Annotated in this window: 21 protein-coding genes; 1 reads left to right on the top strand and 20 read right to left on the bottom strand. The window is 49.6% G+C overall.

Translation table 11 applies throughout. The features are described from left to right. The first annotated feature begins 376 nt into the window (after positions 1-376). On the top strand, positions 377-766 hold the full coding sequence (locus ACZYR9_RS08365; RefSeq protein ID WP_488978009.1) for a RidA family protein: 390 nt from the start codon (positions 377-379) through the stop codon (positions 764-766). A gap of 73 nt (positions 767-839) precedes the next feature. On the opposite strand, the gene ACZYR9_RS08360 is transcribed toward ACZYR9_RS08365, so the two are convergent. The 20 genes from ACZYR9_RS08360 to ACZYR9_RS08265 all read right to left on the bottom strand — a co-directional run bounded on the left by ACZYR9_RS08360 (position 840) and on the right by ACZYR9_RS08265 (position 17,900). Further along, positions 840-1,625: an enoyl-CoA hydratase-related protein gene (locus ACZYR9_RS08360; protein WP_488978008.1), complete on the bottom strand. Its 786-nt coding sequence runs from the start codon at positions 1,623-1,625 to the stop codon at positions 840-842. A gap of 57 nt (positions 1,626-1,682) precedes the next feature. Beyond that, the gene (locus tag ACZYR9_RS08355) at positions 1,683-3,164 is read right to left on the bottom strand and encodes an NAD-dependent succinate-semialdehyde dehydrogenase (RefSeq protein WP_488978007.1); all 1,482 of its coding nucleotides are present in this window, start codon (positions 3,162-3,164) and stop codon (positions 1,683-1,685) included. Between the two features lie 19 nt (positions 3,165-3,183). Further along, positions 3,184-4,386, bottom strand: a complete 1,203-nt coding sequence (locus ACZYR9_RS08350) for a thiolase family protein (protein ID WP_488978006.1) — start codon at positions 4,384-4,386, stop codon at positions 3,184-3,186. Positions 4,387-4,402: 16 nt separating this feature from the next. Then, positions 4,403-5,260, bottom strand: a complete 858-nt coding sequence (locus ACZYR9_RS08345; RefSeq protein WP_488978005.1) for a 3-hydroxyacyl-CoA dehydrogenase — start codon at positions 5,258-5,260, stop codon at positions 4,403-4,405. A gap of 41 nt (positions 5,261-5,301) precedes the next feature. Further along, on the bottom strand, positions 5,302-5,757 hold the full coding sequence (paaD, locus tag ACZYR9_RS08340; protein WP_488978004.1) for a 1,2-phenylacetyl-CoA epoxidase subunit PaaD: 456 nt from the start codon (positions 5,755-5,757) through the stop codon (positions 5,302-5,304). A 20-nt stretch (positions 5,758-5,777) separates the two neighbouring features. Further along, positions 5,778-6,554 (bottom strand): Phenylacetic acid catabolic protein, encoded by a 777-nt coding sequence (locus ACZYR9_RS08335; RefSeq protein WP_488978003.1) that lies wholly within the window; start codon positions 6,552-6,554, stop codon positions 5,778-5,780. A gap of 13 nt (positions 6,555-6,567) precedes the next feature. Continuing rightward, a complete protein-coding gene (locus ACZYR9_RS08330; RefSeq protein ID WP_488978002.1) occupies positions 6,568-6,843 on the bottom strand; it encodes a hypothetical protein in 276 nt (91 codons plus the stop codon). A 15-nt stretch (positions 6,844-6,858) separates the two neighbouring features. Beyond that, entirely contained in the window at positions 6,859-7,776 is a 918-nt protein-coding gene (locus tag ACZYR9_RS08325; RefSeq protein ID WP_488978001.1) for a Phenylacetic acid catabolic protein, read from the bottom strand. A 41-nt stretch (positions 7,777-7,817) separates the two neighbouring features. Continuing rightward, positions 7,818-8,987 carry a thiolase family protein gene (locus tag ACZYR9_RS08320; protein WP_488978000.1) on the bottom strand — a complete coding sequence of 390 codons (1,170 nt, stop codon included), beginning with the start codon at positions 8,985-8,987 and terminating at the stop codon, positions 7,818-7,820. A gap of 21 nt (positions 8,988-9,008) precedes the next feature. Then, positions 9,009-9,599 carry a TetR/AcrR family transcriptional regulator gene (locus tag ACZYR9_RS08315; protein ID WP_488977999.1) on the bottom strand — a complete coding sequence of 197 codons (591 nt, stop codon included), beginning with the start codon at positions 9,597-9,599 and terminating at the stop codon, positions 9,009-9,011. A 27-nt stretch (positions 9,600-9,626) separates the two neighbouring features. Further along, positions 9,627-10,088, bottom strand: a complete 462-nt coding sequence (locus ACZYR9_RS08310) for a MaoC family dehydratase (protein WP_488977998.1) — start codon at positions 10,086-10,088, stop codon at positions 9,627-9,629. Next, a complete protein-coding gene (locus ACZYR9_RS08305; RefSeq protein WP_488977997.1) occupies positions 10,088-10,486 on the bottom strand; it encodes an acyl-CoA thioesterase in 399 nt (132 codons plus the stop codon). The genes ACZYR9_RS08310 and ACZYR9_RS08305 overlap by 1 nt, the downstream gene beginning before the upstream one ends. 35 nt (positions 10,487-10,521) lie before the next feature. Continuing rightward, the gene (locus ACZYR9_RS08300) at positions 10,522-10,707 is read right to left on the bottom strand and encodes a hypothetical protein (RefSeq protein WP_488977996.1); all 186 of its coding nucleotides are present in this window, start codon (positions 10,705-10,707) and stop codon (positions 10,522-10,524) included. Positions 10,708-10,728: 21 nt separating this feature from the next. Beyond that, positions 10,729-12,111 carry a phenylacetate--CoA ligase family protein gene (locus ACZYR9_RS08295; protein WP_488977995.1) on the bottom strand — a complete coding sequence of 461 codons (1,383 nt, stop codon included), beginning with the start codon at positions 12,109-12,111 and terminating at the stop codon, positions 10,729-10,731. A gap of 27 nt (positions 12,112-12,138) precedes the next feature. Next, positions 12,139-12,846: an ABC transporter ATP-binding protein gene (locus ACZYR9_RS08290; RefSeq protein ID WP_488977994.1), complete on the bottom strand. Its 708-nt coding sequence runs from the start codon at positions 12,844-12,846 to the stop codon at positions 12,139-12,141. After that, positions 12,839-13,609 (bottom strand): ABC transporter ATP-binding protein, encoded by a 771-nt coding sequence (locus ACZYR9_RS08285; RefSeq protein WP_488977993.1) that lies wholly within the window; start codon positions 13,607-13,609, stop codon positions 12,839-12,841. Before ACZYR9_RS08285 ends, ACZYR9_RS08290 begins: the two co-directional genes overlap by 8 nt. Positions 13,610-13,647: 38 nt before the next feature. After that, positions 13,648-14,583: a branched-chain amino acid ABC transporter permease gene (locus tag ACZYR9_RS08280; RefSeq protein ID WP_488977992.1), complete on the bottom strand. Its 936-nt coding sequence runs from the start codon at positions 14,581-14,583 to the stop codon at positions 13,648-13,650. Beyond that, a complete protein-coding gene (locus tag ACZYR9_RS08275; RefSeq protein WP_488977991.1) occupies positions 14,580-15,437 on the bottom strand; it encodes a branched-chain amino acid ABC transporter permease in 858 nt (285 codons plus the stop codon). The genes ACZYR9_RS08280 and ACZYR9_RS08275 overlap by 4 nt, the downstream gene beginning before the upstream one ends. 23 nt (positions 15,438-15,460) lie before the next feature. Next, positions 15,461-16,669 carry an ABC transporter substrate-binding protein gene (locus ACZYR9_RS08270; RefSeq protein ID WP_488977990.1) on the bottom strand — a complete coding sequence of 403 codons (1,209 nt, stop codon included), beginning with the start codon at positions 16,667-16,669 and terminating at the stop codon, positions 15,461-15,463. 319 nt (positions 16,670-16,988) lie between these two features. Further along, entirely contained in the window at positions 16,989-17,900 is a 912-nt protein-coding gene (locus ACZYR9_RS08265) for a fumarylacetoacetate hydrolase family protein (RefSeq protein ID WP_488977989.1), read from the bottom strand. Positions 17,901-17,908 lie beyond the last annotated feature (8 nt).

The following is a 17,908-nucleotide window of genomic DNA, read 5'->3' as shown; positions in this document are numbered from 1 at the left end:
AACGAATCCTTTCGTCTAGAAGCTGTTTTCAGTTGATCCGTTTCGGAGTCACGGTTAGTTAATTTACCATATTCAATTTCATTTTGCAAGCATATTTTGTTTTCCAATCTTGGGATCATCCGCAAGCTCAGAATAACTGATCAGCTCGTCTTACTGCCTCGCAGCAGCTCAGGTGTAGTAATTTATCATATCCATTTAGAAAACGCAAGTCTTAAAATAAATTAATAACGGGACCGCGAATAGAAAGATGCAGCCCGTTTAATATAGAAGAACAGCGGAATTGAAATGATGGTCTATTCGCTTTTTACTTGAAGTAGTATTTATATCCCCGGTCGAAAGAACAGTAAATCGGGAATGTAAAGGAGCTGACTTACCTATGAATGCGATTAAACGTATTCAAATGCCGTACAAAAGTCGTACGGCTCTATACAGCGACGCGGTCATCTTCGGTAATCTAATGGTGATTTCCGGTATGCTGCCTACTGATGACTCCGGCCGAGTTGTCGGCTTGGGAGATGCTAAAGCTCAAGCCGATCAGGTGTTTCAAAATATCCGGGCCGTGTTAGACATGGTAGGAGCCAACTTCTCCGATATCGTCAAGCTGAGCATTTTTTTGACGGACATCCAACTTCGATCTGAAATTTCCTCGGTTCGCACACGCTATTTCGGCGATGACAAGCCGGCCAGTACACTACTGGAAATCAGCAAGCTTGCTCACCCTGACGCGATGATGGAGATTGAAGCCATGGTCTATTTGGGAAATTGAACGGTACATCCCCATAGGCACCCCTTCACTCTAGCCGAACAGCTAAAGTGAAGGGTCAATCTATGGAAAGCAGTTATTTTCCCGTAAACCGGGGAGAGCGCTTCTCCTTGAAAGCAGCCAATGCTTCCAACCGGTCTGAAGTGGGAATAATCGCCTCATAGGCTTGGGATTCAATGCGCAGGCCTGTCCTCAAGTCAGCCTCGCCTCCATATTGAATCGCATACTTGGCCTGTCTTACGGCAAGTGGACCGTTCTTCATGATTTCGTCCGCTAAATCAACAGCCGGGCGCATCACATCCTCTTCCCTGCCGGCCACGCCATTCAGCAGGCCTATCGCCAATGCTTCCTCAGAGGTAATCCGCCTTGCTGTAAAAATCAGCTCTTTGGCCCGGGCCATCCCGATGTGCCGGGGCAGCCGCTGGGTTCCTCCGCCTCCGGGAACGATCGCCCAGCTGACCTCCGTTAAACCTAAGAGCGCCGCTTGGACCGCATACCGAAAATCGCAGGATAGCGCCAATTCCAGGCCTCCGCCGAGCGCATGCCCGTTCATCGCGGCAATGGTCGGCTGGGGCAGCTCTTCAATCATCATGAACACATCGCGGATTTTCATTACATTGCGGCGAACCTCTTGTTCGGAAAGCGCCTGTCTTTCTTTCAAATCGGCCCCTGCACTGAATGCTTTATCCCCTGCACCTGTAATAATAACCGCATAGATGTTGTTGTCCTTCCGAATGTCGCTGACGGCTTGCTCCAATTCACCAAGCATGCGATAGTCGAAGCAGTTCAGCCTTTCCGCCCGGTTCAAGGTAATGACCGCCAAATGCTCCCGCTTATCCAGCAAAACGCGTGACTCCTCCATCTTCCTTCGTTCCCCTCCAACCTTTCCGGATTCGGATTGTCATAAATCATCGTACCTCTACACTTGGATCGAGACGGTGACGGATTCCAAGAAATCGTATATCCCCTCTTTTCCTCCCTCACGCCCCCATCCGCTTTCTTTGACTCCTCCGAATGGAGATTCGATATTGGCTGAAACAGCCCCGTTCACACCTACGTTACCGACATCCAGCTTCTCAGAAATGGTCAGCACTCTGGAGACATCCTTCGTATAGACGAAGGCGGCAAGTCCGTATGGTGTCGCGACGGAACGGGATACGACCTCATCCTCTTCCTTGAACGTAAGAAATGTCGCTACCGGACCAAAGGTCTCTTCCTGACAAATATCCATATGATCCTGAGCACCCCTGATGATGGTAGGAAGGTAATAATAGCCGGAATTCGGATCGATCCCGTCCACCATCCGGCTGCACCCTTGCACCTCTGCACCTTGTGCCGCGGCGCTTTTGACCAGCCGGTCCACCTTCTCTATCGCTTTTTGGTGGATGAGCGGACCGATATTCGCGTCCTCATGATGTCCCGGTCCCACTTTCAACCTGTCAATATGCCGGGAAAATCGGTCGATAAACTCCTCCGCTATGGATTCGTGTACGTAAATACGGTTGGGTGAACCACAAACCTGTCCGGTATTTCTGAATTTGGCATACTGCAGGGTCTTCACGGCCCTCTCTTGATCCGCATCCGGAAAAATAATGCACGGGGAATTGCCCCCAAGCTCCATATGCGTCTGCTTTAGATACTGTCCCGCTTGTGCGGTTAGCAGACGTCCGACATGAGTAGATCCGGTAAAGGTGATTTTCCGAACGGCGGGATGCTGGCAGAACACCCGGCCAATCGCTGCAGCATCACCGGTAATGATATTCACGACCCCTTGGGGAAATCCTGCTTTTTGCACAAGACGGGCAAGCATCAACGCCGTTAACGGCGTTTCCGGGGCGGGCTTAGCCGCAAATGTGCAGCCTGCGGCGACGGACGCAGCCAATTTTCTGGCTAAGATGCCAAACGGAAAATTAAAGGGACAGATGGACACGACGACACCAACGGGGCGTTGCAGTACGAAAATCCGGTTTTTCGGATCTGCAGGCGAAACCACGCTTCCGTTAATGCGCTTCGCTTCCTCCGAATACCAGCTTACGTAAGCGGAAGCCGAGCGGATTTCCTCGATCGCTTCCTTCAGAACCTTGCCCGATTCCGCGGTCAACAAAGACGCCAGTGGCAATGCGTGCTCCCTCAGCAAACCGGCTAACCGGTATAAATATTTCGAGCGTTCCCTCGCAGTGACCATCGACCAGCTGCCGAATGCGGCCTGGGCGGCTTCAACCGCTTGAACCGCCTCTTGGGCGCCCCCTTTGGAGACATAGGCAATCACGTTCTTCACAGAAGGATCTTCGACCGGCTCCCATTCTCCTGACCGGCCCTCGATCCATTGTCCGTTAATGTACATTTTCAGTTGTTCACCGTGCTTGATGAATTCCAACCAAGGAAAGCCTTCTGTGATCATATGCAATCTCTCCCCCATTTCATTGCACGCCTTCAACTACCGCGGCGATGCCCTGACCTACGCCGATACACATGGCGGCCAGGCCCCTTTTGGCCTGTCTGCGTTTCATTTCATGCACCAGAGTGGTCAAAATTCTAGCCCCACTGGCGCCCAGAGGATGCCCTAAAGCAATCGCTCCTCCATTAACATTCACGACGGACGGATCCAGCTCCAATCCCCGGATACACTGAAGCGCTTGGGAAGCGAACGCCTCGTTGAGTTCGACCAAGTCCAGGCCGGCAATGCTGAGCCCCGCCCTTTGGAGCACCTTTTGCACGGCCGGAATCGGTCCCAGACCCATAACATCGGGCTCCAATCCGGCAACGGCACCAGCTACAAATCGGGCTAACGGTTTTACACCCAGTTCCTTGGCCTTATCGGCACTCATCAGCAGCAGCACGGAAGCGCCGTCGTTAACGCCGGAAGCGTTGCCTGCGGTAACGGTGCCGCCGGTAAACAGCGGCGGCAATTTCTCCAGCTGCTCCAGCTTAAGGTTAAAGCGGGGATGCTCATCCTGTACGAAGAGCGTTTCGCCTCCCTTGGCATCCTTCACCGGAACGGGGATGATCTCATCGGCAAACCGGCCCGATTCCCAGGCACGCTGTGCCTTGAGCTGACTATGCCAAGCAAATTCATCCTGATCCGCCCGGGAGATGTGATGCCGGTCGGCTACGATTTGGGCCGTTCCGGGCATGCTTGTCGAGCCGTACAAGCGCTCCAATTGAGGATTGACGAACCGCCAGCCGATCGTAGTATCGTACATTTTCACTTCGCCGCGGGGATACTCGGACTCCGCTTTGCCCATGACAAGCGGCGCCCTCGTCATGCTTTCCGTTCCCCCAGCCAGATAAATATCTCCTGCACCTGCGCTGATGCTTCTTGCGGCGTACATCACCGAATCCAAGCCCGATCCGCATAACCGATTTACTGTCGTTCCGCCGACTTCAAGCGGCAGACCGGATAAAAGAACCGCCATCCGGGCTACATTGCGATTGTCTTCCCCCGCTTGATTCGCGCAGCCCAGAATGACATCTTCAATGTCTTGAACCGGTACCTGCGGATTCCGCTCAAGAATAGCCCGTATGGCGGCGGCGGCCAAATCGTCCGGACGTACCGATTTCAGCGAGCCCTTGTACTTGCCTATCGGAGTTCTGACCGCATCGACGATCACAACCTCTTTCATGAACGATCACCGTCACTTATTCGATTTTCCCGTACTCGTATACGCCTCTTCCCGTTTTGCGCCCTAAACGGCCGGCCTGCACATATTTCACCAGAAGAGGACAAGGCCGGTATTTCTCCCCCAGGGTTTGATGCAAATAGCGTAAATTGTTCAGCCGCGCATCCAGCCCCACAAGGTCGGCTAGCTCCAATGGCCCCATCGGATAATTCAAGCCCAGCTTGACCGCTTTATCGATTTCCTCGGGAGTTCCGAGTCCTTCCATTAGCATATAAAAGGCCTCATTGCCTACTAAGGCACTCATCCGGCTTGTAACGAACCCGGGAAACTCGTTAATCGTTACCGTTTCTTTATTCATGCGTTCGGCAGCCAGCTTGATCAGCCGCACCGTCTCATCGCTCGTTTCCAAGCCCCGCACCATTTCGATCAGCTTCATTTTGTAGGCAGGGTTAAAAAAGTGCATGGCCATGACTTTATCGGGACGCCTCGTGAACGAGCCCAGTTCGGTAGGGCTCAAGGTGGACGTGTTGCTGGCAAGCAAACAGTTCGCCGGAGCATGCTGATCGAGTGCTTCAAAAATTTGCTTTTTCAAATCAAGCTTTTCCGTTACGGCTTCAATCACCAGGTCCGCCGCTTGGACGCTTCCTTCCAAATCCGCTTCATAGGATAGGCGTTCCTTGGCCAATGCCGCTTCTTCAAGTGTTAATTTATTTCGCTCAACCGCACCTGCAAAAAGCTCTTCCATTTCCTTCCGGGCGCTTTGCAGCACCCGCTCATATTTATCGACCAGCTTCACATGAAAACCGGAAACCGCCCCTGTGTAGGCGATTCCTCTGCCCATCACGCCACCGCCGACAACCACCAAATGTTCGATCAAAGCCTGCTCCCCCTCACATAAAGCGGATCTTTCATACCGTCTTAGGCCAAATGCTTCATCTTTTCAAAAGGGTTTTTGCAATGCTTGCAATAGTAAATTTCCTTGCACAGCGATGACCCGAAGGGGCTGTCCCTAACGATGTGTTTAGAGCCGCAATAGGGGCAATGGACGATCCCGTCCGCAGCCAACGCAACCCCGAAGGATTTTAATGCCGCTTCCCCGTCGGAGCTGATTTTCCGGGAGGTCCAGGATGAAGTAAAGCTCCAGCTCACTTCGGCTCGCTTGTCCGGAAACTGCGCTTCCAAGGCGTCGATCACCAGCTTACGAATATGCTCCAATGCGGGACAGCCCGAGAACGTGGGCGTAAGAACAACCTGAATGTGCTCCGGACCGCAGTCAATGTTCTCGACAATGCCCAGATCCACGATGCTGACGGGCAGCTCGGGATCCTCCACCGTTTTTAACACCTCGCGTACCGCTTGCTTCTGTATATCCACGCGAAATCACCACCTTCATTTTATCCCCAGACCATGTCCGGATTTTGACGGTAGACTTCCGTAAATTCGTCGTACAAAGGCATAAAACCGGGAGAGTGCAGTCCATAACGTCCGCCTTGTACCGACAGGCTGCCGATCATGTCCTTCTCCGTACATGCAATGGATAGTCCCAGCTGGCTTAAGCGGGGGTGAATAAGACCCAGGCACTGCTTTAGCAGGGACTGCGCGCTGATGGAATTCAGACCATACTCCGCGGCGGCACGCTCAATTAACGGATCGGCAAAAAAGTCGGAAATCAGCGGGTAAATCTGTTCGACCGCCTTTTGCAAAAGCGCCTTGCCCTTGCTGTCTTCGGAGATCAGCAAGGCCCATTCCATCCAATGCTCCAGATGAACGGCTTCCTCCCGCTTCATCAGCCTCAGAACATCCTGCAGCGCCGGATCAGGAATTTCACTTGCGAAGGACAAGCGTACACCGTCGCATACCTCGTAGATGAGCTGCTTCATAACCAGACGCGCCCAATCGTATTCATACCAATATTCGGCTAATCGGGAGACCCTAACCTGTTCCGGCGGCTTCCCGTAGATCAGATGATCCATCTGTTTTTCACTGGTGGTATGAAGATTCAACAGCATCCTGCAATGCCCGATCTCATCCTGGGAGATCGAACCGATGGCGATATTTTCCTCTAGGTCCGGTCCATATTCGTATATTTTTTTGGTCAGCAGATGACCAACCCAAAACTCGTCTTCCGCCCATTGATTCAAAAAGTCGACCAGCACCATATTTGCTTGCATGATAGCCCCCCATTCAAACGTTGTACTCCATCGAAGCCAAACGATATTTTTTTTCTTTGGACAGGCCCAAAAATTCGGTGTCCTGAAAATAGATCATATTTTTGCGGTTCACAATGCACAGCTTCACGCAATTTTCACGGCGGGCAAAAATTTCCCTGGCGCTGTGAAGGGCCAAGGTTTCGCTTGGCGCCCTCACACTCCCCACATGAATGGCAGAACGGTCTGCTTTTTCCTGAATGAATACCTCATATAGTTGCTGCTCACTCGTAACCTGTTGATCCTGTATCATGTGGCTCACCTCGTTTCATGCCGTTTGATTTATGCTTCTTTTGTTCATCAATTCCCGGATCCATTGATAGTTTTCATAGCTTTTGCCTACACTTTCCCGCCAGTATTCCGAGGAGGGACCTCCGCCGTTAATCACCGCCTTGACCTCTTCCCAATTCGGCTCGGTATAAGACCAGGTCCCTGTGCCGGAATCTTTAGCTAATTCCGGATCTTGAATCCTGTAGCCCAGAGATTCTATCAGAGGCACAATCTTATCCAACCAGCGTGTACGAATGGTATCGTTGGTGTCGACCTTAATCTTCCATTTTAAAGCGTTGCTTGGCGCCTTGCCTTTCTCCGATGGCCCAAAGTAGGCCAGCATCCGCGGATACCAGATATCGAAGGCGTACTGTACGGTTTGCCGCTGCTGATCGGTGCCATGTGTAGTGAGCTGCTGAATCATATTCACGGCCAGGTTGTAATGAAAGGACTCTTCTTTCATAATTTTTCTCAATGCGCGCTGATAAGGGAGGTAGCTGCCCTGCACCAGCGATTGAAATTGTACGATCGCCCCTGTATTTTGCAGCAGCATGGCGGCGACCATTTCCTCATAAGAACCAAAAGAGTAATGGAAGATATTGAGAAGCTTGTTCTTGCGTTCAATGTACCCTTCTATAATTTCTTCCCGGGTGTAGCCCAAATCCTCGCAGGCCCGAATGAGAATGTGGGCATGACCCATTTCGTCCTGCGATTTTGCCGCGTACATCATCTTTCTGACAATCGAAGGGGTATAAGGAATCCACTGGGACAGCATCATCGCGCCCACAATTTCCGCCAAAGCCTGAAAGCCCATCACTCTCGTAACTTCCTTTTTGTAATCTTCAGGCATCCAATCGGTCGAATCGACTTTCCCTCCGCTTTCCACATGCCGATAAAAAGCTTCTGCCGTCATCATATCGCATGACCTCCTATTTTTTTAATGACTGTTCATTAAAATCATTTGCAAAAAATATGCACGGCCAGAGCAGCAGAATCCCTACCTACTCTTCCACCGGCATTTTCCGTTAACCCGATCCGGGCGCCTTCCACCTGTCTGGCTCCGGCTTGACCTTTAAGCTGCCACACAATCTCACAGATTTGAGCCAATCCGGTCGCTCCGCTGGGATTGCCCTTCGAAACGAGTCCCCCGCTCGTATTGACCGGAATTTTTCCGCCCAACGTCGTTGCTTTATCCTGTAGAAGCTTAATACCTTCCCCTTCTTTACAAAAGCCCAATGATTCATAGATGAACAACTCCACCGGAGACACGGAATCGTGAACCTCCGCGACGTCAATATCGGATGGCCCCACTCCCGCCATTTCATATGCGCGCCTGGCCGCCCGCTCTGCCGCACGCTCGCTGTCTTCGGTATAAGGCCCTGAAGAATTGACTACGGAAGCCAGGACCTCCACCGTATCGCTCAAGGGTTTGCGCTTGGCATACCCGTGGCTGGAGATGACGGCTGCAGCGGCACCGTCGCCTATAGGCGAGCACATCAGCCGGGTCAAAGGATCGCTGACCATAGGTGAGCTTAGTATTTCCTCGACGGTAATCCGATTTCTGTACTGGGCATATGGATTTAGTGAAGCATGGAGCCGGTTCTTCTCCGATATTCTGGCAAAATCCAACGGACCCACCCCGTATTTATCCATATATGCTCTTGTTCTTTGTGCATAGGATTCGATAAAAATACTCCCTTGCATCTCACGGTCCTTCATCAGCTCCACATCGGTTGCGGCGGCAAGAGCATTTAATGTTCTGGTGCGGTCTTGATGAAACAGCTTTTCGACCCCAACTACAAGAACCACATCATATTGTCCGGACTTGACCGCCATTTGGGCCAGGTTGAACGCCGTAGACGCGCTTGCGCAGGCATTTTCCACATTATAGACGGGAAGTCCGGACAATCCGGAATCCCAAAGGCTAACCTGTCCGCGAACGCATTCCTGTCCGGTCACAAATCCGGCCATGGAGTTCGCAAAAAATACTGCCTGTATTTCTTTTTTGTCGATTTGAGCGTCTGCCAGAGCTTCCGTTACAGCACGTTGTGCCAGACTCCTTAGGGTTTTATGCTCATGCCTGGCAAATGTGGTCATCCCGACTCCGAGAACTTTCACAGGGTTCATGCTGAAGCCCCCTTCTCTCAACTACTTCTTTTCCAAACCGCTTAGAATCATCTGATTGAATTGCCCGCTGACTTCCTCAATGCTGTATTTGTTGCCCGGCTTAAACCATTTGTAAAGCCAGCTGCACATCCCCAGAATTCCGTTGACGACCAGTACAGGATCCAAATCGACAAAATCGTTGGATTTTACCCCCTGAGAGTAAATATTTCGAAGAATAGCGACGAACTCTCTCTCTCGTGCGGTAATCAGCTCCGTATGATCTGGGGACAATTCATATTTGTCTTGAAAAAATACCGTGAAGAAATCAAGATTATTGGCTACAAGAGCTGAGTACTCCTCTATAACCATTCTCAATTTGTCTCTTGGATTCATGGAATTCTCAGCGATCCGACTCATGGAATCCAGCCCTAATCTCATCGTCCGTTGGAAAATTTCGTACAGGATCTCCTGCTTACTATGGAAATGATAATAAACAGCGGGCGCGGTAATTTCCAGGCGGTCGGCAACATCCTTTAAGGTAGCGCTTTTATATCCTTTTTCCTGAAATATTTTGGCCGCCTGGTCTATGATTTCCTCACGACGGAGATGATATTTTTGGCTTTTAGAACCCATGACTTAGAACACCTCTAACAAAATATACTAGGATGCATTCGGCTTCGAATTGACCAATACGACCGCCTTGGACTCCACAACCTCAGTCCCATGCTGGTTCACGCATCGCCCCGCAAGCTCAACGAATCCCGCTTTCAGCTTTTCTTTATAGGTTAATGCTTCGATGGTCCATCTGGTCGTTACGGTATCGTTGGCAAATACCGGCTTGAGGAATTTGCCGCTGATGTTCGTATTCGCCACGGCCGTTCCCGCAAAAAAGTTTCCTAAAGACGACGCCATCACGCCAAGCGTGAAAGGTCCGGGGAAAATCCGCTTTGGAAAAGGGCCGTTTTGAACAAACGTTTCATTCACATGCACAGGATTGAAGTCGCCTAACAAGGCACTTCCCAACACCAGATGCGTTTCGGTCAATGTAACGGAGGAGCCAAACTCATCGCCCACCTGCAAATCGTCGAAATATTTCCCCTCGGCGACACCAATAATTGCCATTATACCCTAACTTCCTTTCTTATTGTATCAAACATTCGATACAAATCTCCAGAAATTTCAGTAGCTTTAAAAAATTCAAGGTCAATAAAACGATGATAGGTTTTACCGCTGCAGATCATTTTTTCCTGGTCCGCGTGGCTAATTTTATACTCGCAATCGAAGCCTTTTGGCGATACATTTTCGAATAGGGCATGAATGATCAGCTCGTCATCCAATCGTGCCGGCGAAAGATAGGAAAACTCCGAACGAATCACCGGCGTGGCCACATTGTATTGTTCCGCCAGTCTTCTGTGCGATAGATTGTAATGGCGTAAGACGTGAGCTTGCGCTTTTTCCGCAAATGCCAAATATCTTGCAAAATAGACCACCCGGGCGTAATCTACATCGTCAAAATCCACAATCAGCCGATACTCCAATGCAACCCCTCGCTTCATTATTCATAATCGTGGATATGCTCCACATGGAAAGGATCTACCGTCATGACCAATTGTCTCGAAAGAGCCAACATGAGAATCGCTAAATTTTTAATGCCGGGCACCTCATGCTGACAAAGCAGTTTAAGATTTTCATGCGTTTGAAATACCAATTCATCCGTGTTCATTTCCAGTTGCTTGCTCATGTTCGATTCTCCTTCCGATTCTTATTTTGCGGTATAGAAAATGCGGTCGCGGTCTTTGCTGCGCTCGTCGGTCCAACGGCGGACTTTAAATTCAAACCGGGGCAGACTTTCCTTCGCTTCCGTAACCTTCATCCGAACCCCTACCTTATGCCGGATTTGATCCTCCAAGGAGCAGAGCATTTCCCGCTTTCTTTCCTCCGAAACAAAGCTTTTGAATTCCAATGTGATCAACACGTCTTCCGTCCCGTTCTCCTCCATGTACACCTTGCCCCGGTATTCCTCCACTTCATCGTAATTGAACAGAATGGATTCAATGGCGGCAGGCCATACATTCACGGCCTTGATTTTGATCATATCGTCGTATCTCGCGATGCTTCCGGCTTCAAAAGCATCGAAGGCACGGCCGCAGGAGCAGGTCTGATGCGGCAGGAATACGACCTTGTCATCAGTCGAGAATCGAATAAGCGGTGCCGCTTCGCGGTCCAGATTCGTCAATACGATTTCGCCTTCTTCACCGGGTTTCACCGGCTCGCCTGTTTCCCGGTTGAGCAACTCGACATAGGACATGTGTTCGAAAATATGAATGTGTCCTCGCGTCCCGCTATGAAGAACCCCATGCTCGCAAGTAAATCCTAGTCCGCCGCCCTGCTGCGTTGAACCGTACATTTCAAAAAGCTTCGCGCCCCAAAAGGCTTCCATTTTCTCGACCCATGCGGTGGAGTAGCTTTCCGTCGCCAGCATGATGCTCTTAAGATCCGGAAATTCCTTGCGCGGGTCAATCCCCATTTCAGTACACAGCACGGCTAACCGTGTGAGGTAAGCAGGCACGACCGTGATTTGATTCGGTTTGAAACGAAGCATCATTTTGAGTTTGTCTTCAGATCTTTGCGTCCCTACATGCATGCTTAACACACCAAGGTGTACATAGGATTGCGTCAAAGAATCCGGCCCCGCCAATTGTCCCGCCGATCCGGGCCAAGTATTATAACAGGTATCCCCCCGGTTTACCCCGGACCAATGCAGGCCCATCGCCCATGTTTGGCCCGCGTATTCCTGGTCTGCACGGCTTCGGCCATACACTTCCTGTCCCAATCCGGAGGTTCCACTTGTCGTATAAAGGCCGATCAATTGCTCCTTTTTCATCCATGTCCGGCTGCCGAAGGGCGGATTGGCCTTCTGGTCGGCAATCAGGTCTTGTTTACTGATCCTAGGAACCTTATTGCGGAAATCATCAAAATGACGGATATCGTCGGGTTTTATCTTATGCTGATCAAATAAATTCCGGTAAAACGGGTTGCGCGCATATTGATGCTCCAGCAAAAGCTTGAGCTTTTTCCATTGGAGCTGTTTGATTTCTTCCCGTGACAGTTGTTCCAATCTCGGATTGAATACGCGATGATTCATCTTCATTCCTCCGCCATGTTGGATTAATTATGCACCCATATACATTTTTTGGATATCAGAATCTGCAGATAATTCGGAAGAGCTTCCTTCCTTTAAAACCTTTCCGTTTGACAAGACATAAGATCGGTCCGATACGTTTAATGCCGCCTTTACATTTTGCTCCACCAGTAGAATCGAAATATGTTGATCCCGCAGCATGCGTATGATTTTGAAAATTTCTTTTGTAATAATAGGTGAAATCCCTAAGGAAGGCTCATCTAGCATCAGTAGTTTAGGCTGTGCAATAAAGCCGCGTGCAATCGCCAGCATCTGCTGCTCTCCACCGCTTAGCGTACCGCCTTTGTGATGTACTCGTTCATAAAGTCTCGGAAACAGCTCGAACGCTTCCTTGATTTTTCGGGCTACTTTTTCCTTTTCCTTTCTCCAGCGAAAGGCACCCAGCTCCAAATTTTCAATAACAGTGAGATCCTTAATGACACCCCTGCCTTCCGGCACATGAATCAATCCGGCCTCGACTCTTTTGTAATCGGGGACATGGGTGATATCCTGGTCCATAAAGATGATGCTGCCTTTGTTGGCGGGATTTAATCCGGATAAGGTTCGAAGCAGCGTCGTTTTGCCGCCCCCGTTGGCGCCCAAAATACTGACGATCTCGCCTTCCGACACTTCCAGTTGTACCTGCTGCAAAACATTGATTTTACCGTAGCCCGACTCTAGGCTTTCCACCCTAAGCACTGATATCCTCCTCTCCCATATAAGCCTGAATGACATCCTGGTTCCGGTTAATTTCTTCCGGGCTCCCTTGAGCGATTTTCTCTCCGTTATTCATGACCACAATGTCATCCGAGACTTCCATGACAAGTCCCATATGATGCTCCACCAATAAGATGGTAATGCCCATTTGGCGAATTTCGCGGAGAACGCCAACCAAACGTTTGGTCTCGCTGTCGTTTAATCCTGCAGCCGGTTCATCCAACAGCAGCAGCTTAGGCTTTGCCATCAGGGCTCTTGCCAGCTCAAGCAAACGCTGGTACCCGCAGGGGAGCTCGCTTGCCGGCGCATACAGCCAATTCGACAGTCCGATTTGCTCACTCACCCGATGCGCTTCTTCCAAAGCTTCCTGTTCTTCTTTACGGGAGATGAGACTGCGTATACTGCTTCGGAGCATCCCCGCTTGAAAGCGCTTATCATAACCGACCAATAAATTCTCCAGTACGGTAAATCCGTTGCTGTCAAACATTTTGACGCCTTGAAAGGTCCGAATGATGCCCTCATGGGCGATCTGGTGCGGCTTTTTCCCCGTAATGACCCGGTCTTCAAAAATCACTTGACCCTCCGTTGGAGCAAAGTTTCCCGATATCATGTTGAACATGGTTGTTTTGCCCGCTCCGTTAGGGCCAATGAGCGCTTTAATGCTTCCTTCTTCGATATCAAAGCTCACTTGATCCACGGCTCTCAAACCGCCAAACACTTTAGACATTTTTTGTACCTGCAGCATAGGAACACCTCCATACCTTTCGGGCAGATTCGGTCTTGTCACACTTTGCGCCGTTGAAAGAATCTTTTTTGCAGGATACCGTATATGCCCTTGGGCATGAAAAGCAAAATGACAATGAGCGCAGCGCCGGTAAGCAATATTTTATAATCCTTAAACAAATGCGTTGTTTCGACCAAAAGTACCCATACGAAGGATCCCAACAAAGGACCATAGATCACACCGTGACCGCCAAGCAAGGACATGACGACCAAATCGACGGAAAGGGCCAAGCCGAAAATGTCCGGTGCGATAAAACTCAAGTAATTCGCCATCACAAAACCGGCCGCAGCCGCATACATCGCGCTGACCACGAAAATCTGAAGCTTCACCTTCCCCGTATAAATGCCCAAGGCCGACGCCGCTTCTTCATTGCTTTGGATGGCGACCAGGGACCTCCCCGTACGTGTTTTGGTCAGATTGCGAGCCAGGATAAAGCCGACCCCGAAGATGACCCAGGCTAAGATAAAATAGCCTCTCTCTCCCAAGCTGTTCGAAAATACGGTCAAAGAGTTCACGGACATGCCCGAAGAGCCGCCGGTAATCGGAAACATCGATATGGCGAGTGCCTGAACTAGCAGAGCAAATCCCAGCGTGGCGATGGCGAGATAATAGCCTTCCAGCTTTAAAATCGGATATCCGATAATGAATGCCACCAACGCAGAGCCGATAAGAGCTGCCGCAAAGATAAGGATCGGATGCAGCTCATGATTGCTGAGTATAGCCGTAATATAGGCGCCAAGAGCGATAAAACCTCCGTTGCCAAGCGATATTTGTCCCCCGTATCCCATGAGCATTTCCAGACCGGTGGCCGCTAAAGCATAGATCCCGACAAAGGTAAGCAAGCTGTACAGATAGTGATTGGGCGGAAGCGCTATGAGCATTATCCCAACCAAAACCATGACAATACTCCATCCGGCGATTTGTTTTTTTCTCATCGTTTAAGCCCTCCTACTAACCCTCTTGGCATAAAAATAAGGAGCAGGAGCAAAAATACCAGCGTCATCACATCCTTATACTCCGATGACACGAATCCCGCCATGTTGCTTTCGAATATGCCCAGCAGCAATCCTCCGAGCAATGCTCCGACCGGGCTGCCTAACCCTCCGAGAATCGAGGCCACCAAGCCTTTGACGACAAATACAAGTCCCAAGGTGTAATTCATCAGCAGCAGGGGCGCGATCACGATGCCGCTGATGGCCCCGATCGCTCCGCTCAAGCCATAGGCGGTCATTCTCATTTGATTCACGCGGATACCGGCAAGCCTAACGCTTTCGGGATTAGAGGAGCAGGCACGAAACGCTTTCCCATAATAAGTTTTATGCAGAAAATAGTAGAGCCCGCCGTTAATCAATATCATCACGGCAACAATAATCAGGACCTGATTCTGAATCGTGATGTCTCCGATTTTGACCGCGCCCACCCAAACCGGCTCCGTGTTTTTGGACTGCTTGCCGAAAACTAGCATGGAAATCCCTTGTAAAGTAATCATAATGGCCAAGGTCATAATAATTTGATTAATTAAAGGAGAGGAAGAAATCGGTCTCATCAATGAACGCTCGATGATCAATCCAACGAATACCGCAATGAATATAGCTGCAAAAAAAGCTAATACGGAAGGCATATACCCGCTGAGTACAACGAAAGAAAGCGCTCCCATTGTAAAATATTCGCCTTGAGACAAATTAATCACTTTGGAGATTGAGAAGACTAAAGTAAAGCCCATCCCGATCAAGCCGTAAATGCTGCCTAAACTGATTCCCGTGATTAGGCTTTGCAATACATTGTCCATAGGAAATCCCCTTTAAAACAAATTTACTCGAGTAAGGACCATTTATTATCGCGAATCTCTACAATTCTCAGCGTTTCCGGGGACAGCCCGATCCGATTATCCTTCGTGAATTTAAAGGTTCCATTCACGCCGATAATGCTCTCACCGCCGTTCTCCATATAATCTTTAATCTTCTGCGGGTCGGTTCCCGCCTTTTTCAAAGCGTGATAAGCGGTATTTAATGCATCGTAACCAAAGCCTTCGATATAACCGGGTATATAATTGTGATCCTTTTGAAATTGGGAGATGAATTTTTCTAATACTTGCTTTTGCGGATGGTCGTTAGGAATCTGCTCGAATGCCGTAATAATCCCGCCGGCGGCTAGCACCTTATCATTATCGACTTTCCCGATTAAGTCCAAGAAAGCTTGCGTTGCTGAGGAGTGAGGAGGAAGCATCGGCACATTCAGTCCGATTTCATTCATTTCTTTCCTTACTTTGACGGCAGGTTCGCCTGTCACGAATGAAATGACGGCATCCGGCTTGGCTGACATAATGGAAGTAAGCTGCGGTTTCACATTGATATCATTCATATTAAATGATTCGCGTTTCACGATATTGACTTTGTATTTCTCTGCGTATTGAGCAATCGCTTTGTCTGCGATCTGTCCCAATGCGTCGTTGGGATTGATAACTCCAATATTTTTCAACCCTTTTTTGGCGAAGTACTGAAATTGTCGCTCAATAACCTGATCCGTGGAATGCACGACCGACCAACCCCAGCCAACCTTCGGATTCGGGACGTAACCGCCCGACATGGAGATCATCGGAATTCCGGCAGCCCCCGCCACCTGCTCGGCCGCATTGGAAGTCGGCGTTCCATTCGGGCCGATAATCATAATTACCTTGTCTTCATTAATCAGACGTTTGGCCCATCGGCTTGCCTCTTCCGGTTTGGATTGGTCATCGTAAACGATAATCTCGAGAGGATGGCCATTCACGCCGCCGGATTCGTTAATTTGTTTTTTCAAGGTTTCAACCGCACGCTGTGTGCTTTGTCCCAGCCACCCGGCAGGACCTGTTAGCGAGAGTATGGTGCCGATTTTATAAGGCTCATTCGCTTTGGGTTCGGCAGGCGGATTGTTGGAATTCTGATTCGTCGCCGTCTCATGATTAGCGGATGGAGCAGCACATCCGGCAGCGATAAGCAAACAGATCATGATGAAAATAAAAGGAAATTTGAATTTTTTCACCACTGGCATTTCCCCCTCTAAGGAAAGTTTTTCTCGAATAAAGCGCTTTCTTTTTGGAATAAAAAATAAGGGAGCTGCAATGTACGTTCTAGTTCTAATTCAATACACTTCGGCTGTCAGAGCTGCACCATTCCTCTTCTCAGCACGGTACATTCACATCAAGCTTCACCCCCTGGATTTTAAAATTTTAATGAATGTTAAGTAAAATATACGGTAGAAATTGTTTTTTGTCAATTGATTTTTCGCGCTATTCTGATTTCTTATTCAATGAAAAAACAACAGGCCGCAATCGTCGCCTGTTGTTTTTTGGTCCTTACGATTAAACAAGAGATTCTATTCCATGCTGCTGAGACTGCTGTTGTTTGACCGGGTTGCTCAATATCCCGATTCCGGATATTTCAATATCAACACGATCCCCGTCTGTCAGAGTGAAATCGTTGGGAGGGACCACACAGGTTCCCGTCAGAAGAACGGTGCCGTCAAATATGATATTGTCCCTGCCAAGGAAGCCGACGAGCTCATCCAACTTTCTTTTCAGCTGTCCCGTATTGGCTGTGCCTTCAAACACTTTATGGCCTTCGCGGTAAATCCGGCAGGAAAATTCAAGATTATAAGGGTCCTCCAAGGTTTCGGCCAGCCGGATCACGGGGCCGATCGAGCAAGAGTTGCGCCAAATTTTGGCTTGGGGCAGATAGAGCGGGTTCTCCCCTTCGATGTCACGACTGCTCATGTCGTTTCCAATCGTATATCCGAGAATGCGGCCATGCCGGTTCAGAACCAGCCCCAGCTCTGGCTCGGGAATCTGCCAGTGCGAATCACTGCGCAAATAAACCTCCTCTTCCGGACCTGCTGTACGCGCGCTTGTCGATTTCATAAACAATTCTGGCCTTTCAGCATCATACACCTTGTCGTAACAGGTAACGGCATCAAGACGGCCTCCTGTCGATTCATAGTTTCGGGCCTCCCTGCTTTTTTCATAGGTTACGCCTGCAGCCCAGACCTCCGGGGCGTCAATCGGAACAAGTAGCCGAAGCCCATCCAAGCCTGTCTGCAGCGGGTCGGTCCCTTCGATGAAACTTTGAATCAGTTGGACCGGCAAAATCCCCTGCTGCTCCGCTGTATTTGCCAGCTGTACCAAATCCGAATATGGAAGCAAATATACTTCGTCTTGATCCGTAACGGCGGCAAGAATGGGTCGATGAATTTCATTTAAAAAACGGATAATACGCATAACATGCC

The sequence above is a fragment of the Paenibacillus sp. F024 genome (assembly GCF_057814255.1).
The sequence above is the reverse complement of the archived record's forward strand: the minus strand, read 5'-3'. Positions and strand labels throughout refer to the sequence as shown.

Coding starts and splice junctions, on each gene's coding strand:
- ACZYR9_RS08350 (WP_488978006.1), bottom strand. CDS start 4,386: ATGAAAGAGGTTGTGATCGTCGATGCGGTCAGAACTCCGATAGGCAAG.
- ACZYR9_RS08275 (WP_488977991.1), bottom strand. CDS start 15,437: ATGGACAATGTATTGCAAAGCCTAATCACGGGAATCAGTTTAGGCAGC.
- ACZYR9_RS08330 (WP_488978002.1), bottom strand. CDS start 6,843: ATGATACAGGATCAACAGGTTACGAGTGAGCAGCAACTATATGAGGTA.
- ACZYR9_RS08325 (WP_488978001.1), bottom strand. CDS start 7,776: ATGATGACGGCAGAAGCTTTTTATCGGCATGTGGAAAGCGGAGGGAAA.
- ACZYR9_RS08355 (WP_488978007.1), bottom strand. CDS start 3,164: ATGATCACAGAAGGCTTTCCTTGGTTGGAATTCATCAAGCACGGTGAA.
- ACZYR9_RS08295 (WP_488977995.1), bottom strand. CDS start 12,111: ATGAATCATCGCGTATTCAATCCGAGATTGGAACAACTGTCACGGGAA.
- ACZYR9_RS08285 (WP_488977993.1), bottom strand. CDS start 13,609: ATGCTGCAGGTACAAAAAATGTCTAAAGTGTTTGGCGGTTTGAGAGCC.
- ACZYR9_RS08300 (WP_488977996.1), bottom strand. CDS start 10,707: ATGAGCAAGCAACTGGAAATGAACACGGATGAATTGGTATTTCAAACG.
- ACZYR9_RS08320 (WP_488978000.1), bottom strand. CDS start 8,987: ATGAACCCTGTGAAAGTTCTCGGAGTCGGGATGACCACATTTGCCAGG.
- ACZYR9_RS08315 (WP_488977999.1), bottom strand. CDS start 9,599: ATGGGTTCTAAAAGCCAAAAATATCATCTCCGTCGTGAGGAAATCATA.
- ACZYR9_RS08310 (WP_488977998.1), bottom strand. CDS start 10,088: ATGGCAATTATTGGTGTCGCCGAGGGGAAATATTTCGACGATTTGCAG.
- ACZYR9_RS08265 (WP_488977989.1), bottom strand. CDS start 17,900: ATGCGTATTATCCGTTTTTTAAATGAAATTCATCGACCCATTCTTGCC.
- ACZYR9_RS08335 (WP_488978003.1), bottom strand. CDS start 6,554: ATGCAAGCAAATATGGTGCTGGTCGACTTTTTGAATCAATGGGCGGAA.
- ACZYR9_RS08365 (WP_488978009.1), top strand. CDS start 377: ATGAATGCGATTAAACGTATTCAAATGCCGTACAAAAGTCGTACGGCT.
- ACZYR9_RS08360 (WP_488978008.1), bottom strand. CDS start 1,625: ATGGAGGAGTCACGCGTTTTGCTGGATAAGCGGGAGCATTTGGCGGTC.
- ACZYR9_RS08280 (WP_488977992.1), bottom strand. CDS start 14,583: ATGAGAAAAAAACAAATCGCCGGATGGAGTATTGTCATGGTTTTGGTT.